Source organism: Amycolatopsis sp., assembly GCF_035276945.1.
In the GTDB taxonomy this organism is placed as follows: domain Bacteria; phylum Actinomycetota; class Actinomycetes; order Mycobacteriales; family Pseudonocardiaceae; genus Amycolatopsis_E.
Genome location: NZ_DATELF010000027.1, coordinates 1 through 14377, shown reverse-complemented (window position 1 = coordinate 14377; position 14377 = coordinate 1). Strand labels below are relative to the sequence as shown.

Annotated in this window: 14 protein-coding genes and 1 pseudogene; 7 read left to right on the top strand and 8 right to left on the bottom strand. The window is 67.7% G+C overall.

Features of this window, described 5'->3' with window-relative positions; all coding sequences use genetic code 11:
• Positions 1–7: 7 nt before the first annotated feature.
• A complete protein-coding gene (locus VJT49_RS03555; RefSeq protein WP_324163217.1) occupies positions 8–352 on the bottom strand; it encodes a LysM peptidoglycan-binding domain-containing protein in 345 nt (114 codons plus the stop codon).
• 1480 nt (positions 353–1832) lie between these two features.
• Positions 1833–2051, bottom strand: a complete 219-nt coding sequence (locus VJT49_RS03545) for a hypothetical protein (RefSeq protein WP_324163239.1) — start codon at positions 2049–2051, stop codon at positions 1833–1835.
• Between the two features lie 160 nt (positions 2052–2211).
• Between VJT49_RS03545 and VJT49_RS03540 the strand changes: the two genes are divergently transcribed.
• Entirely contained in the window at positions 2212–2796 is a 585-nt protein-coding gene (locus VJT49_RS03540) for a TetR/AcrR family transcriptional regulator (RefSeq protein WP_324163216.1), read from the top strand.
• Positions 2777–4216, top strand: a complete 1440-nt coding sequence (locus VJT49_RS03535) for a nitrilase-related carbon-nitrogen hydrolase (protein ID WP_324163215.1) — start codon at positions 2777–2779, stop codon at positions 4214–4216. Before VJT49_RS03540 ends, VJT49_RS03535 begins: the two co-directional genes overlap by 20 nt.
• Here VJT49_RS03535 and VJT49_RS03530 read toward each other — a convergent pair.
• A complete protein-coding gene (locus VJT49_RS03530; protein ID WP_324163214.1) occupies positions 4173–4304 on the bottom strand; it encodes a hypothetical protein in 132 nt (43 codons plus the stop codon). The two genes, VJT49_RS03535 and VJT49_RS03530, sit on opposite strands and share 44 nt — an antisense overlap.
• 364 nt (positions 4305–4668) lie before the next feature.
• On the opposite strand from VJT49_RS03530, the gene VJT49_RS03525 reads away from it, so the two are divergent.
• Entirely contained in the window at positions 4669–5583 is a 915-nt protein-coding gene (locus VJT49_RS03525; RefSeq protein WP_324163212.1) for an oxidoreductase, read from the top strand.
• 61 nt (positions 5584–5644) lie between these two features.
• Here VJT49_RS03525 and VJT49_RS03520 read toward each other — a convergent pair whose 3' ends face one another.
• Positions 5645–7006: a cytochrome P450 gene (locus tag VJT49_RS03520; protein WP_324163211.1), complete on the bottom strand. Its 1362-nt coding sequence runs from the start codon at positions 7004–7006 to the stop codon at positions 5645–5647.
• Positions 7007–7074: 68 nt separating this feature from the next.
• Positions 7075–8094 carry a sulfotransferase gene (locus VJT49_RS03515; RefSeq protein ID WP_324163210.1) on the bottom strand — a complete coding sequence of 340 codons (1020 nt, stop codon included), beginning with the start codon at positions 8092–8094 and terminating at the stop codon, positions 7075–7077.
• Between the two features lie 648 nt (positions 8095–8742).
• Here VJT49_RS03515 and VJT49_RS03510 point away from each other — a divergent pair.
• Both VJT49_RS03510 and VJT49_RS03505 read left to right on the top strand, forming a co-directional pair.
• Positions 8743–8994, top strand: a pseudogene (locus VJT49_RS03510) (reverse transcriptase domain-containing protein); the annotation flags it as partial.
• Between the two features lie 155 nt (positions 8995–9149).
• On the top strand, positions 9150–9428 hold the full coding sequence (locus VJT49_RS03505) for a hypothetical protein (protein WP_324163209.1): 279 nt from the start codon (positions 9150–9152) through the stop codon (positions 9426–9428).
• A 74-nt stretch (positions 9429–9502) separates the two neighbouring features.
• Here VJT49_RS03505 and VJT49_RS03500 read toward each other — a convergent pair whose 3' ends face one another.
• Positions 9503–10153, bottom strand: a complete 651-nt coding sequence (locus VJT49_RS03500) for a helix-turn-helix transcriptional regulator (RefSeq protein WP_324163208.1) — start codon at positions 10151–10153, stop codon at positions 9503–9505.
• Positions 10154–10517: 364 nt separating this feature from the next.
• On the opposite strand from VJT49_RS03500, the gene VJT49_RS03495 reads away from it, so the two are divergent.
• Both VJT49_RS03495 and VJT49_RS03490 read left to right on the top strand, forming a co-directional pair.
• Positions 10518–11834 carry a cation:proton antiporter gene (locus VJT49_RS03495; protein ID WP_324163207.1) on the top strand — a complete coding sequence of 439 codons (1317 nt, stop codon included), beginning with the start codon at positions 10518–10520 and terminating at the stop codon, positions 11832–11834.
• 92 nt (positions 11835–11926) lie between these two features.
• On the top strand, positions 11927–12400 hold the full coding sequence (locus tag VJT49_RS03490) for a YbaK/EbsC family protein (protein WP_324163206.1): 474 nt from the start codon (positions 11927–11929) through the stop codon (positions 12398–12400).
• 3 nt (positions 12401–12403) lie between these two features.
• On the opposite strand, the gene VJT49_RS03485 is transcribed toward VJT49_RS03490, so the two are convergent.
• Positions 12404–13711, bottom strand: a complete 1308-nt coding sequence (locus VJT49_RS03485) for an APC family permease (protein ID WP_324163205.1) — start codon at positions 13709–13711, stop codon at positions 12404–12406.
• A gap of 200 nt (positions 13712–13911) precedes the next feature.
• Positions 13912–14377: transposase (locus tag VJT49_RS35030; protein ID WP_414635801.1), on the bottom strand; the 466-nt coding region annotated here is incomplete at its 5' end.

Sequence of the window (14377 nt, the reverse complement as noted above, 5' to 3'; positions counted from 1 at the left end):
GAAACTTTCAGGACTGGGTCGCGTTCACAGGCGCCGGGGGGATCACGAGGACCTGTCCCGGACGGATGATGTCCGGATTCTCGATCCCGTTTGCTCGGGCGATCACGGGGTACAGGTTCCCGTTTCCGTAGAAACGTTTCGCGATGTCCCAGAGCGTGTCGCCGTCGACAACCGTGTAGGTACGGTAATTTGTCGCGTCCGGAATGATGAGGACCTGTCCCGGGCGGATGATGTCCGGATTCTCGATCCCGTTTGCTTGGGCGATCACCGGGTACAGGTTCCCGTTTCCGTAGAAGTGTTTTGCGATGCCCCAGAGCGTGTCGCCCGCGACAACGGTGTATTTCCTGGTCATGTTCGACTCCATTGGCTTTGTTTGTTGTTTTGCGGGATTCGTGCAGAGTGACGATTCGGTGGCTGTGTGCGGATCCGCCCTTGGTGCAGGCCTGGCCAGTCACGTGATTCCTGCGCCGTCGGAGCAGGGACGATTTCGTGGAGAGAGTCCGAGCAGAACCGATCGAGATTTCGTCTCACCACCGCCTTCCCGCTTATCATCTCGGGGCGGCTGGCAAAACTCTGTGGATGCCCCGCGACAGTCACGATAGTTGGGTAGCCTGCCCTGCCCATCGCCTGTTCCGGGTGACGCGGCGCGGACACACTTGGCTGAACGACCCCGGCTTGATTAAGGCTCGGAATCTGTGCATGGCGGGAAGAGGCGTACCCCGGTGACCGGTTGAAGGAGCCAAGTATGGCCGACGTCGCAGCGTCGGCCGTGGAAGATGCGACCCGATACCTACCGTAGGTCCCTGACCTTGCCGTCGGCGATGATGGCTGTCCTCTGGGCGCTGCGGTCGCCAGGATACCCGCCGGGGTCGCCGCCATGTCGGTACCCGTCCGCGCATCCGCACCGGAGGCGTCGAACCCGCACGAGGGGAGGGGACCGACAGGCTGACCTCCACCGGTGGGTAGGTCCAGCACGCCGGGCAGCACTCCGCAGCCGAATGGTCGCCTGTGAAGCCGTGAAGCCGTGAAGCCGTGAAGCCGTGAAGCCGTTGTAGTGCCCTGTGATGGGTGACCACCTCTGGCGGCCGGGGATGCGGCAAGGCCCTATGACGTTGCGGACACTGCGGACGCGCTGGGTCCGGACGCGGTCGTGTAGGTCCTCACCGACCCCGTTCGGGCGTCGAGAAGGTGCGCACCGCCCCGGTCGACACGGGCATCGCCAGTACCCTGGGGTACACAGTGGACGGAGCGTGGACAATCGATGCCAAGTGGACGCGGACTTTTCCGCACTGGGTGAGCACGACTCTCGGCATCCCGGTCAGCGTGACCGCGCCGATCAATGTGTGTTGCTCCTGATCCGCCGCAACGCTTCCTGACTGCAGGAGGGCACCCGGTGATCCGCCTTACCGCCGTCAGAAACCGGGTCGGTCCGCAGTTATGGTTACCGGGCCACCGCTGGGCCGCCGAACTCGACGGCGAGGTCATGGGCTGGGCCGCCGCTTCAGTGTCCACACGAGACTGCTACACCGGGGTTGCGGAAACCTCGATCTATGTCGCCGAACAGCCGTTGCGGCAGCGGCGAAGCCCCATCTGCCAGCGAGTCACCGCCGCTGACCAGGCCGCGCTCTGGACGCTGCAAAACCCCGGTCCTTTACCGAAAACCGCGGCAGTTGTTTTGCCACCGTCGCTGCCTGAACTCACCCCCAAGGCGGCTCGGATTTTGCTGGCCATCATAAGGAACTTTCGACGTGGCGGGTTACCGCGGAAGCGCTTCCGATGCCGAAGCTATCGACCGCAGCCATTGGAAGGCTGGCACGAAGCCAGAGTGCGGGTCAGCCATGCGGCGGTGGGATCCGTTCAATCATCGACAACTGGATCTTCTCAAGCGCATCGACGCCGGCGAGGACCTGAGCGGACCTGAACATGGCCAGTGACATTTGCGATGCACGGCGAACGCGGTGCACGATCGCCGCTTCATCGCCATCAGCAGGCGCGGCGGCGTGTGGCAAGAACTCGGTGTGTGACTCGCTTCGTGGATCGTTGTGCACCACGCGGTCGTCGTACCGGCCCCCTCTCCCGCCCGCTTCGCGGCATGAGTGGCGATTCAACGGCATGCGAGTCCGGCTTTCCACCTGCCGCGGTTCGGTCGGTGTCTTCGACGATGCCGAAAAGGCTGTGTACAACGTACACGTTGCCGTGTACGTTGTACACATGGTGGAGTGGGGGACGGCGGAGCGGATCGCGGCGGCGGCGTTGGCGATCCTGCTCCGGGAGGGCGCCCAGGCGGTGACGATGCGGCGCGTCGCGGCGGATGCCGGGGTGACCACGATGGCCAGTTACCGGCACTACCCGAATCGGGATGGGCTGCTGCGGGCGGTGGTCGACGCCGCCTTCGCGGATCTGGGCAATGCCTGGGGGAAGCGGGTCCGGGAGGTCGACTTCGAGGCCCGGTTCTACGGGCTGCTGGACGACTTCCTGGATTTCGCGCTCGGGAAGCCGAACCTCTACCGGTTCCTGATCACCGACCGGCGTGAGGGCGTCCGGCGGTTCCCGGAGGATTTCCGGGCCGGGCGCTCGCCCGCGTTCACTCCGGTGATCGACGTCGTCGAGCAGGGCATGCGGGACGGCGTGCTCCGCGCTGATGACCCACTCGAGGCCGCGCTGGCCATCACCATGCCGGTCATGGGGTTGGTGCAGCTTTACCTCGGCGGCCGGATGGGCATGTCCGAACGAGACTTTCGCGCCCTGTGCAGGCGAACTGTGGGGAGGGTTCTCGATGGAACGGCAAGCACGTGAGGCCTGGCTACTGCCGGTGGGGGTGCTGCTCTGCTCGGCGGTGCTGGGCTACCTGGGTACCGGGCTCGCCCCGGTCGCGGTGCTGACCTGGCTCGCACCCCTGCCGGTGCTGCTGCTCGCACCGCGGGTGCCGGTGCGTACCGCGCTCGGTGTCGCGTTCGGCGCGTACCTGCTCGGCACGGCCAACAGCTGGGGATTCCAGCTGCATTCCTATGACGAGCCGATGATCCCGGTCGGCCTGATGATCAACCTCGGGATGTCGCTGACGTTCGTGCTCACCGTCTGGCTCTTCCGCTCGCTCGTGGTGCGGGGCCGCGCACTGTCGGCTGCCGTGGCCGCGCCGGCGGTGTGGACGGGCGTGCTGTTCGTCGTGTCGGTCGCGAACCCGAAGGGATTGATGGGCACGTTCGCCAATGACCAGGGCGACGTGCCGCTGGTGCTGCAGACCGCGGCCGTGGGCGGGATGTGGGCGGTTGAGTTCCTGGTGATGTTCGCGCCGTGCGCGGTCGCGGCGCTGCTGTCACCCGGCTTGCCGAGGGGAGCTCGCCTGCGGACCGGGACGGTGGCCGTGGTGGTGATTGCGGCGGCCCTGGGGTTCGGTGCCCTGCAGCTGGCCGGCACCGGCGGCCCGCCGCAACGGGTCGCGGCCATCGCGCCCAACCAGTACGCGTGGGCGCCTCCGGTCAGTGACACGCTCGTCGCCGGTTATGTCCACGAGATCGAGAACCTGCCGGACGGGGTGCGGACCGCCGTGCTGCCGGAGGGCGCGTTCGGCGCCGAGGAGGCCGATCCCGCTTCCCTCATCCAGCCGATGCGCGAGGCCGCCCGAGCCCGCGCCATCGACATCGTGCTCGGCTTCGTCCAGGCCGAGGGCCGCACCCGCTACAACTTCGCCCTGGTCTTCCCCGCGGATGGCGGGAACCCGGTGCGGTACCTCAAACAGCACGACCTGATCAGCCCACACGGGCACGATCTGGTCTTCGCGCCCGGGACCAGGACGGGCGTCGAGATCTGTGCCGACCTCGACTTCGCCCAGCCCAGTCGCGATTACGGCGCGGCGGGCACGACACTGCTCGCGGTCGCCGCGTCCGACAACGACGAGAACGGCTGGCAGCACAGCCGCACCGGGTTGCTTCACGGCGTGGAGAACGGGATGCCGGTGGCGTGGGCGGGCCAGAACGGCTCGCTGATGATCTCCGACGGCTGGGGCCGGGTACTCGCGCAGGCACGTACCGGCGGACCGGCCGCGTTCACCACGATCACGGCCAACGTCACGGGCCCAGGCCCGACGGTCTACAGCCGCCTCGGCGACTGGTTCGGCTGGCTTTGCCTCGCCATCGCACTCGCCGCCCTGATCGCGGCCCTACCCGTCACCGCTACGTCGCGGCGAGCCGTGCCTGCAGACCGTACACGTCGATGATCGGCCGGATGTCGGCGACTTTCCCGGCACGGAAACCGAAGAAGGCGTTGCCGCACAAGGCGATCCGCCGCCCGGTCGGCGACGACACGCGCAGCGTTGTGCCGACGTGCCGCCCGCAAAGCCGACGACACCGCTGTGGTGCCCTTCGAAGAGCAACTGGCCGCCCTGCGCCGCGTCTGAGGCGCTACGACGGGGACAATGGGTTGTCAAGGAACCCGCGGACGACCGCGCGCGAATATGGGGAGGCGCATCCGGTCCTTGCCGATCGTGACCTTGCCCGCGTAGCCAGTAGCTTGCGCTTGCCGAAAATCCCGGCCAGCCAGGTCAGGCGGCGGGTCGGGTTGTCGTCGGCGTCCATCAGGAACGCACGAGCGGAATACCCGGCTCGCGCTAGTCTGACGGGATGATCGCCGGTCCGCTCGGTTCGGTTCACGACGAGAAGGAGATGTGGCGTGCCGGCCTGGACAACGCGCGACATCCCGGACCAGCGCGGCCGTGTCGCGTTGGTCACCGGGGCCAACCGCGGCTTGGGTTACTTCACGGCCTGTGAACTGGCTCGGCGTGGAGCCAGAGTGCTGCTGGCTTGCCGCAGCAGCTCCCGGGGCCGGGAGGCGCTGCGACGGCTGCGCGCGGAGGTGCCGGATGCCGAAGTCGAGTACCGGTCGCTGGACCTCGCCGATCTGGCGTCGGTGCGGGCGTGCGCCGAGGGCTTGGGTGTGGACCGTCTCGATCTGCTGATCAACAACGCGGGTGTGGGCGGCCTGCCGCCCGGCAGGACGGCGGACGGTTTCGAAACGCACCTCGGGATCAATCACTTGGGTCACTTCGCGCTGACCGGGCTGCTGCTGCCGCTGCTGCTGGCCACCCCCGCGTCCCGGGTGGTCACGGTCTCGAGCGTCATGCACTTCGCGACCGGCTGCGGACCGGCCGACCCACGGAACTCGCCGCGCTTCTACCAGCGCTGGCTGGCCTACGGGCGTTCCAAGACCGCGAACCTGCTGTTCACGCATGAGTTGGCGCGCCGGTTGTCCGCGGTGGGTACTGGGACGCTCGCTGTCGCCGCGCATCCGGGGTACGCGGACACCGGCCTCCCGCGCACGGTCGGACCGAACGGTCCCGATTTCATTGACCGGTTGCTGGCACTGGGCAGCCGGTTTGCCGCCAAGCCTGCGGAGGTCGGCGCCTTGCCCACGCTGTACGCCGCGACACACCACGGTGTCAGGCAGGGCAGCTACATCGGCCCGGGATCGCTCGACCACGCCCGGCCGATCCCGGCCCGGCGGGCTCCCTGGGCCCGCGACGACCGCCGTGCGCGGGTCCTGTGGGAGGAGTCGGAACGGCTGACCGGTGTGCGGGCCGGCATCTGAGCTTCCGGCGCGAGCGCCTGCCCGGCCGTAGTGCGGGTTCGGGCGGCTGCGGTGCGGCCTCTCAACGGCCGGAGGAAGGCTTCTCGCCCTGCCGACCGCGGCGGCGGTAGCGCACCCAGCACGGGGTGCGCGGTACCGCGGTGACCGCGGAGTAGTCCGGACGGGGCGCGTGGCCTTCGAGTTCCAACTCGTAGGTGCGCAAAAGGCAGCTCCAGATGATCATGATCTCCTGGTAGGCGAAGGCCATCCCGGTACAGCGGTGGCGCCCCCCGCCGAAGGCCAGCATCGGCTGGGGAACACCGCGGTGCTCGGCGCGCTCTGGCGAGAAGCGGTCGGGGTCGTAACGCTCCGGGTCCTGGAAGACCCCCGGTAGGCGATGCGAGGCCGTGGGGGACACCATCACCCTGCTCCCGCGGGCGATCCGGTATCCGCCGTAGCTGAACTCCTGTTCCGCGTCCCGTAGTAGCACGGTCGTCGGCGGGTGCAGCCGTTCCGCCTCGACCATGCAGCGCCGCAGCACCTCCATCCCGCGTACGTTCTGACACGCCGTCGCGGCGTCGCCTGCGGAGGCGAGCTCCTCCTGCTCGCGCAGGACCCTGCTCAGCCACTCGGGGTGCCGCAGGAGCAGGGCACCCGTCCAGGAAGCCAGCGCCGCCGTGTTGTGCTCGCCCGCCACGATGATCGCCAGCAGCAGCGACGCCACGACCTCTTCCGGTACCGGGCTGCCATCGGAGAACCGGGACGTCATCAGCGTGCTGACGAAGCGTCCGGACTCGGGGTCGTCGCGCTTGATCGACCGGGCAGCGTCCAGGATCAGCTCGATCAGCCGGCGGCGTGCCCGGTCGCGGCGGCGGAAGGCCGGGAGCGGCAGGTGCGGGTGGATCAACCAGGAGGCCCGGCCGGCCGACTTGAGGTCAGTAAACAGCCGCACCAGATCGGGGCCAACGCGGCGCCGGAACTCCGCACCGATCAGGCACTCCACCGCGATGTTCACCGACAGCTCGCTCATCGACCCGACCAGGTCGATGCGCCCCTGATCGCCCCAACCGGCGAGGTAGTCTTCGACCTCACGCCGCATCACCGGGGCGTACTCCTCCACCGCCCTCCCGCGCAGAGCCGGCAGGATCAACGCGATCTGCTCGTCGAACTCGGCCGGGGTCGCGTCGAAGAGCATGCCTTCGCCGAACACCGGCGTCATCGACTCGTACGCCCTGCGGCGCCCCACGGTCTCGTCGGAAGCACGGAAAACGGAGTCGGTCGCGGCAGGACCGCTCAGAACCGTGAACTTCCGCCCGGTAATGCGGATCGTGAACACCTCCCCCAGCTTCTGGTGGCCATCGACCAGCAGGGCCACGGGGTCCCGGGCGAACGCCAGGGTGTGCCCGAGTAAGGGAAGCCCACCGCCCAGCGCAGGCGGCTCCAACAGTGAATCCGTGCGATTCTCGCCCAACTCAGCTCCCAGTTATGGATCTCGGCGCCGGATCGCGCCAATCAGGTCAGCGGCTCGTCCGCCACGCCGAATCGCTCTTGGTAGCCCCGGAGCCGCTCTCGCAGAGCGTTCGCGTCCAGCCCCGTCCGCGCGAAGCTGTAGCGCGGGCTGGTGTCCGCGGGGCGGACGACAAGGAACTCCCGCATGGCCTGTGCGGCAGATGCGGACAGCGGGGTGCCGAGCCGGTCGTAGATCCCTCGTATCGTGCGCAGCGGGTCGGCCACGAGGTCGCGGTACCGCACGTCGATCACCTGGTCCGGCGGCAGCAGGCCGTTGTCCCGGGCCTGTTCGGAGCGGGCGAAGGCGTCCAGCAGCGGCTCGGCGTACTCGGCGGCGGTCTCCGCCGGTGTCCTGCCCTCGCTTACCGCCCCGCGCGGGTAGGTGACCAGGCCGCTCACCGAGGCCATGACCCGCAGCGGGTCGCGGTGCAGTTGGATCACCACCGCGTCCGGATACTCGGCGAGCAGCGCCGGCAGGTGCCAGGTGTGCGCGGGTGCCTTGAGCAGCCAGCGCCGTGGCGGCTCGTCGGTCTGGAGGTGCTGCAGGAAGGCACGGTGCCAGCGGTAGGCCGAGGCCAGGTCCGCCTCGTTCAGCAACCAGCGCGTGTACCCGGGAACCCGGTACTGGGCGGGAAAACTCGTGCTGCGGAAGTCGCTTGCGGTGATGCGCACGCACCCCTGTGCCAGCCGCGCGCCCACCGGATGGAACTTCATCAGGTCGGGCATCACCTGGTTGCCCATGTCGATCTCAGCCTGCACGGTGCCGATCCGAGGGTCGTTGTCGTACGCCTCGGCCGCGGCCGGCGGAACGGGCCGGCTCACCTCCCAGGTCAGCGGCGCCCGGTGCAGCTCGCGGTCCTGTGCGAGCAGATCATGGAGGATGGTGGTCCCGGTGCGGGACAGCCCGGCGATGACGAGCGGAGCCTTGATCTCCCGAGTGGCGGTCTCTGGATTGCGGGAGCGCCAGTCCACGATCCGCAGCCGATTAGCCAGGAAGGCGCCGATCTCCTGGACGGCGATCATTCGCCCCAGATCCGTCAGTTGTGCCTCAGTGTCAAGCGCGTCGAGCAGTCGATCCAATCCTTCGGACCAGCCGCGCTCGCCGAAGTCCGTGAGGCCGGTCGTCTGGGTAGCAGTAGAGATAAGGAAGTCACGGTTCACGTGCACCGATACACCCTAGCCCAGGTGTTTCGCGCGACCAGCAGACTGGAGGTGACCATGTAGGTCGTCTGTGGTCGTAAGGTCGTCGTCGCTTGCCGGTGTGAGTCCGGTCCGGGTAGCTGTCAGGAGGCCCGGTAGCAGCCTGGCGGCTTCGTGGGGAAACCTGCGAGACGGAAGGCGCTGAAGACCTGGATGTGCAGGCGCTGAAGGACTCCCCGGCGTATGGGGCGCGGAACGTTCAGATAGTGATGGCGGGAACTGGTGAGGCCCTCCCCGGCCCGGCAACCTGCGGTGTTTGGTGTTGCTGGAGCGTGGCGCTCTATAACCGATGACCTCGGGACATGAGTTTGCCTGCCGGACGGGCGTCGGAGGCGGTCGTAGTACTGGTTGAGCCGAGCGGACGACACAACCGCCGGTGAGGGAAGGACCGCTGCTTCGTCGATGCGCAGTGTCTGGTTTGGAGGTGCCCGGTGAGGGCCGTTTCGGCTAGTCCCGTGCTCGTTCGGGTTTCTCCCGAAGCGCGCGCAGCACGATGCGTTGCAGGTCCTCGTTGATGAAGCCTGGCGGGGCCGCAGGTGGGTGGTTGAGACGGACATCGCCAACTGCTTTTCGGCGATTCCGCACGAGAAGTTGATGCAGGCGGTCGAGGAACGCGTGTGTGACCAGGCCGTGCTCACGCTCCTGCGTGCGATGCTGCGAGCAGGGGTGGTGAGCGGTGGTGTGGTGCGGCGTGAGGTGACCGGAACCCCGCAAGGGGTGTGATCAGCCCGTTGATGTCTATTGAGGATGGCCCAGGGTTTGACTTCCTGGGCTTTCATCATCGGTAGCGCGGATTTCCACGCAGTCGGTTCGGGGCAAGGGGCCAGTTGATTTCGTGGCGGAGGGTGTGGTTGCCCCACCAGGGGACTGTGGTGTCGGTGGGGAGGCCGGCCTGGCTCAGTCGCGCATCTATTCCCGTTCGACTGCGCGCCGCCGCCGCCGACCGGCTCATCGCCACCCTCGGCGCCAACGCGACCAGCGGCTTCACCTACGACACCCACGGCAACACCACCGGCTACACCAACGCCGGCATCACCACCCACCTCGCCTACGACGGCGCCGACCGCAACCTCCAACTCTCCACCACCACCACCACCACCGGCGGCACCACAGGCCAGAACGCCACCATCTCCTACACCCGCGACACCACTCTGTGACCTGTGCTTGGGTGGTGGAGTCGATCGGCGGTAAGCGGATGACGGAGTCGGAGCTGCGCAATTCAGCCGAAATTTCATGGCGGTCGCGGATGGGTTCGTCCACCACCGGCTGGGCCGCGCGGGTGTCTCTCAGCGGAGGGCTTACCCAGGTTTCGCCTGCCGTTGATGCCGAGTTTTCGGTAGACGGCGGTGAGGTAATGTTCCACGGTCCGGACCGTCACGAACAGTTCGTCGGCGATCTCGCGGTTGGACGCGCCGATTGCGGCTCGTTCGGCGATCTGCCACTCCTGTACGGTCAGGATATTCGCCTTTGTTCCGTGTCTTGCGGAACGGCGGGAGTCGATCCGGTCGATCAGGTGTTTGGCTTGCTTAATCAGCCGGGTGGCGCCGCCGTCGGTTGCGAGGCGATGGGCGGTGGTCAGCTCGGCGCGGGCTTCCCCGGACTGGCGGGCGCGGTGGTAAGCGATACCCAGGTAGAAGCTGGCCTCAGCGAAAGCGTTCTGGTCGGCAGACTGCTCGAGCAAACCGGCAGCCTCGGCCAGTACTTCGGTGTCCCGGTTGACTCTGCCCACCGCGGTGAGTGCGTACCCTACTGCGCGCCCGGTACCCCATCGCCTTGCCAGGGCGAGTTCCTCCGCTGCCAACCGCTGTGCCTCGCTCGTCTTGCCGAGCTGGTCGGCCGCTATCGCCGCACGGGAGCGCCACGGCATCATCGCGGGAAACAAGGGGGTGTTTGATCTTCTGTGTAAGCGGGTGACCTGACCGGCAGGCGGACTGGGGTCTGGCCCCGACCGAACCCGCACCAGCCACCTCACCCGCCTCGAACTCGCCCTCACGGCATGAGCAGAATTACCCAGCAGGATCACCCTCACCCCAAAACCGAACCAGCGTGTTGACGATCGGCACGCCCTGAACAACGTTGTTCACTCACGAGGCGTCTTTCGCCGAACCAATGGCACTTCTTCGGCTATCTCGATTGACCCGGATGAAGATCGCATGCGAGCGTTAGCAGACGATTGCTGTGCCCGTCCGCCGGGGCATCCGCCGGTCCACTGCCATCCGGTGCGGGACCACCGGAAAGGACTCGTCATGGCGATGGCTCAGGCAGCCGCGTCCTCGATCGGTGCCCATCAGCTGCTGGTGTTCCTGCTCCAGATCGGCCTTCTGCTCGGGGCGGCGATCCTGCTGGGCAGGCTCGCGGCGAAGGCGAAACTCCCCCCACTGGTCGGCGAGCTGACCGCGGGCGTGCTCCTCGGGCCATCGGTGTTCGGCAATCTCCTGCCGGACGTGTCGCGCTGGTTGCTGCCTCAGGAACCGGGCCAGATGCAGTTGCTCAGCGCGGTAGCGCAGCTCGGCCTCCTCCTGCTCGTCGCCGTCACCGGCGCGCACGTCGACCTCGGCCTCATCCGGCGCCGTCGCCGGGCCATCGGGCTGGTCAGCGTGGGCAGCGTGGCGCTGCCGCTGGCACTGGGCTGCCTGCTCGGGTTCCTGCTGCCGGACGCGCTCATGGCCCAGGGTGCCAACCGCGGTGCCTTCGCCTTGTTCGTCGGCGTCGCGATCGCGGTCAGCGCGCTGCCGGTGATCTCGAAGACCTTGCTGGACATGGGGTTGATGCACCGGGACGTCGGCCAGATGACCATCGGCGCGGCCGCGGTGTCCGACGTGATCGGGTGGTTGCTGCTTTCGGTCGTGTCCGCGATGGTGACCAGCTCGGCGGTGAGCGCAGGCGTGATCTTCCGGACCGTCGGCTACCTGCTCGCGGTTCTGGTGCTCACCGTACTGGTGATGCGGCCGGCGGCACGGTGGTTGCTACGGCGAGCCGAGCGGTCGGGTCAGCCCGGGCTCGGCGTGGCCGTGATCGTCGTGCTGGTCGTGCTGGCCGCCGCGGGAACGCACGCACTGGGACTGGAGCCGATCCTCGGTGCCTTCCTGGGCGGGCTGATCATCAGCTCGCTCGGCGCACCCGTCCGGCGGGTACTGGACTCCATGCGGCCATTGATCATGGCGGCGCTCGTTCCGTTGTATTTCGTCATGGCGGGACTGCGGGTCGAGCTTTCCGCCTTCGGTGATCCGGCGATCCTCCTGGCCACGGCCGTGACCATCCTGGTCGCGACCCTCGCCAAGTTCGCCGGTGGATACGCCGGTGCGCGCCTTGGCCGGATCGGCCACCGCGAAGCGCTGGCGATCGGCGCGGGATTGAACGCCCGGGGTGTGGTGGAGATCGTGGTCGCCACGGTCGGGCTCCAGCTCGGCATCCTGACCAGCGCCACTTACGCCATCGTCGTCCTGCTCGCGGTGCTGACGTCGGTGATGGCGCCGCCGATGCTGCGCCTGACGCTGAAGCGGACGCCGGCCTCGGTTGCCGAACAGGAACGCGAACGCGAGTTCATTCACCGTTTCGCCTGATCCCCGCGGTTCCGGACAACGTGCGCTCATCCGCGGGGGTGCGGTAAGTTGTCGATCGCGCAAAATCGCGACAAGTACCGAAAGGCCAAGTGATGAGCAGCGCTCACGATCGCGTCATCGAATATCTTAATTCTGCGGGAATCTCGTATGAGGAGATCGAACACCCGCCCGCGGCGTCCGCCGAGGAGTACAGCCGAATAGTCGGATCGGCCCTGCAAGAGCAGGCGAAGGCGCTGCTGATCCGCCGTTACCGCCGCGAGGGCGGTAAGGACCTGGTCATCCACTCGCTGCCCGGTGACGCGCGGGGAGACCTCGAGGCGCTGGCCGAACCCCTTGCCGCGAAACGGCTTCGCCTCGCCAGCGTGGCGGAGCTCAAGGCCGCGACCGGCTGCGACTTCGGCGAACTGCCTTCGATCGGCTCGATCTTCGAGCTGCCGCTCAGCGTCGACGCGCGCCTTTTGGCGCAGGAACGGGTGTTCTTCAACGCCGGGCGCCTCGACCGCTCCGTCGTGCTGAACCTCAACGACGTCACCGCCGTCGAGAAGCCGATCGTCGTCCCCGCCTGAGCGTCACCGCGGGACGGGCCCGAGTTCTTCCGGCGCGGCCGTGACGTGTGTTCTGCGCTGCACGACCGCGGCGCAGAACACACCGGCCACCAGCCACGCCGTGCCCGTCAGGACACCGGTCACCCCCGTGCCGATGACGAACAGGGAGCAGAGCACCAGCGCCACGGCCGGGGTCAGCGGGTAGAGCGGGACGCGGAAGGTGCCTTGCGCGCCCCGCCGCCGGGCCACGAACAGGGCGACGATCGCGGCGACCGACGTGATCATGTAGAGGAACCCGGTCGCCGAGACCGCGAACCGTAGATCCGCCAGCATGGTCACGCAGATCTGGCTTCCGCCGGCGAGCACGATGGCCACCCATGGCACGCCTCGGGCCGAGCGCCGGGCGACCACCCGTGGCATCCGGTTGTCCCTGGCGAGCACGAACGCCGACCGCGAGATCACGATGACGAACGAGTTCACCGTGGCGGTCAGCGCGACGACGATGATGACGTTGACCGCAGTGCGCCCGGCCGGCCCCAGCAGGACCGCCGCCGCGTCCGCCACCGGAGTCGCCGTGCCCTCCAGTTGGCCGGGGGACAGCACGCCATTGACGACCACCAGCAATCCGATATAGAGCACGAAGACGATGGCGAGGCTCGCGAAGATCGATTTCGGGATCGTGCGCTGCGGCTCGTGGATCTCTTCGGCCGCGACGACGACCGCGTCCCAGCCCAGCAGCGCGATGAACCCGACGACGGCGGCCGCCAGAATCCCGAACCACCCGTGGGTGACGAACGGCGAAAAGTTGCTCGCCTGTGCGCTGCCGCCGCCGATCACGATGAACACGCTGAGGAAGGCCACCTCCAGGAGCATGACCACGAACTGAACCCGGCCGGACATGCGCAGTCCGAACAGGTTCATCACCACGATGACCGCGGTCAGAACCGACGCACCGGCCGCGGGCGGGATGGCCGGAATGATCAGGTGCAGGTGCTCGCCGAAGCCGGTGCCCACGAACGAGGCGCCGAAGATCCAGGCGCCCATGTTCGCCCAGCCCACGATCGTCGCCATGATCGGGGGGAGATGCGCCTTGGCGTAGGCGTACTGCCCGCCCGACTCCTTGTGCATCGAGCTGAGCTCGCCGAAACACATGGCGAGACTGAGCGAGGCGAGAAACGCCAGCAGGAACGCCACGATTACGGCCGGGCCCGCCAGCGCGCTCGCCGTCCCGCTCAGGACGAAGATCCCCGCGCCGACCACACCCCCGACGCCGATCGCGGTGGCCTCCCGGACCCCGATCTTGCGTTTGGCATCGACGACACCATGCACCATACGCCTACCCCCAGACCCCAGGACCGGTATCGCGAACCCGGCCGAACTTGTGCTTGTCGCGATTAGTGCGCGGTCCCCGGCGCAACGCACGCTTCCGCTGTCGGGCGCAACAGTAGCGCTAATCGTGCCAGGGCGGAGGTAAAAGTCGTGTTTCAGCTGGTGAGGACCAGTTGCACGACTTGTTTCGGGTGGTTGGACCGTTATGGCGTAGGCTTTGGCGATGTTGGTGTGACCGGCCAGGCGCAGGAGGCCGAGGGCGAGGGTGTGTAGTGGTTGTGTAGGGAGGCCATCATGCGGGGCCCGCCGCCGGTTCGCACGCGGGAGAGGTCTTCTCCGAGCGTGACGTCTCGCACCCAGTGCAACTTGTTCTCGCAGGTCCAGTGACCGCGGATGTAGGCGGCGAGTTCGGCGGGTCGGGCCTGTTCGGCGGTCAGCGAGGTGACCGCGTACACGATCTCGGTGCGGGCTCGTTTCCTGCTGTTGCGGCGCTTGCGGGTGCGAGTGATCCGGACCGCTTGGGTGGTGTCGGGAAACAGGATCCCAGCGGCGATGGTGACGACCTTGTAGGTGCGGGTCACCGTGCGGCCATGGCGGGTCTGGAATCTCGGTGTGCCCGGCCGGGGACATCGTTCCACGGTAAGCCTGCCACCTGTGTGCGGAACTTCT

Bases quoted from the DNA above. Each gene is read 5' to 3' on its own strand.
- VJT49_RS03485 (WP_324163205.1), bottom strand. From the start codon at position 13,711: ATGGTGCATGGTGTCGTCGATGCCAAACGCAAGATCGGGGTCCGGGAG.
- VJT49_RS03540 (WP_324163216.1), top strand. From the start codon at position 2,212: ATGGTGGAGTGGGGGACGGCGGAGCGGATCGCGGCGGCGGCGTTGGCG.
- VJT49_RS03515 (WP_324163210.1), bottom strand. From the start codon at position 8,094: ATGATCGCCGTCCAGGAGATCGGCGCCTTCCTGGCTAATCGGCTGCGG.
- VJT49_RS03490 (WP_324163206.1), top strand. From the start codon at position 11,927: ATGAGCAGCGCTCACGATCGCGTCATCGAATATCTTAATTCTGCGGGA.
- VJT49_RS03555 (WP_324163217.1), bottom strand. From the start codon at position 352: ATGACCAGGAAATACACCGTTGTCGCGGGCGACACGCTCTGGGGCATC.
- VJT49_RS03535 (WP_324163215.1), top strand. From the start codon at position 2,777: ATGGAACGGCAAGCACGTGAGGCCTGGCTACTGCCGGTGGGGGTGCTG.
- VJT49_RS03495 (WP_324163207.1), top strand. From the start codon at position 10,518: ATGGCGATGGCTCAGGCAGCCGCGTCCTCGATCGGTGCCCATCAGCTG.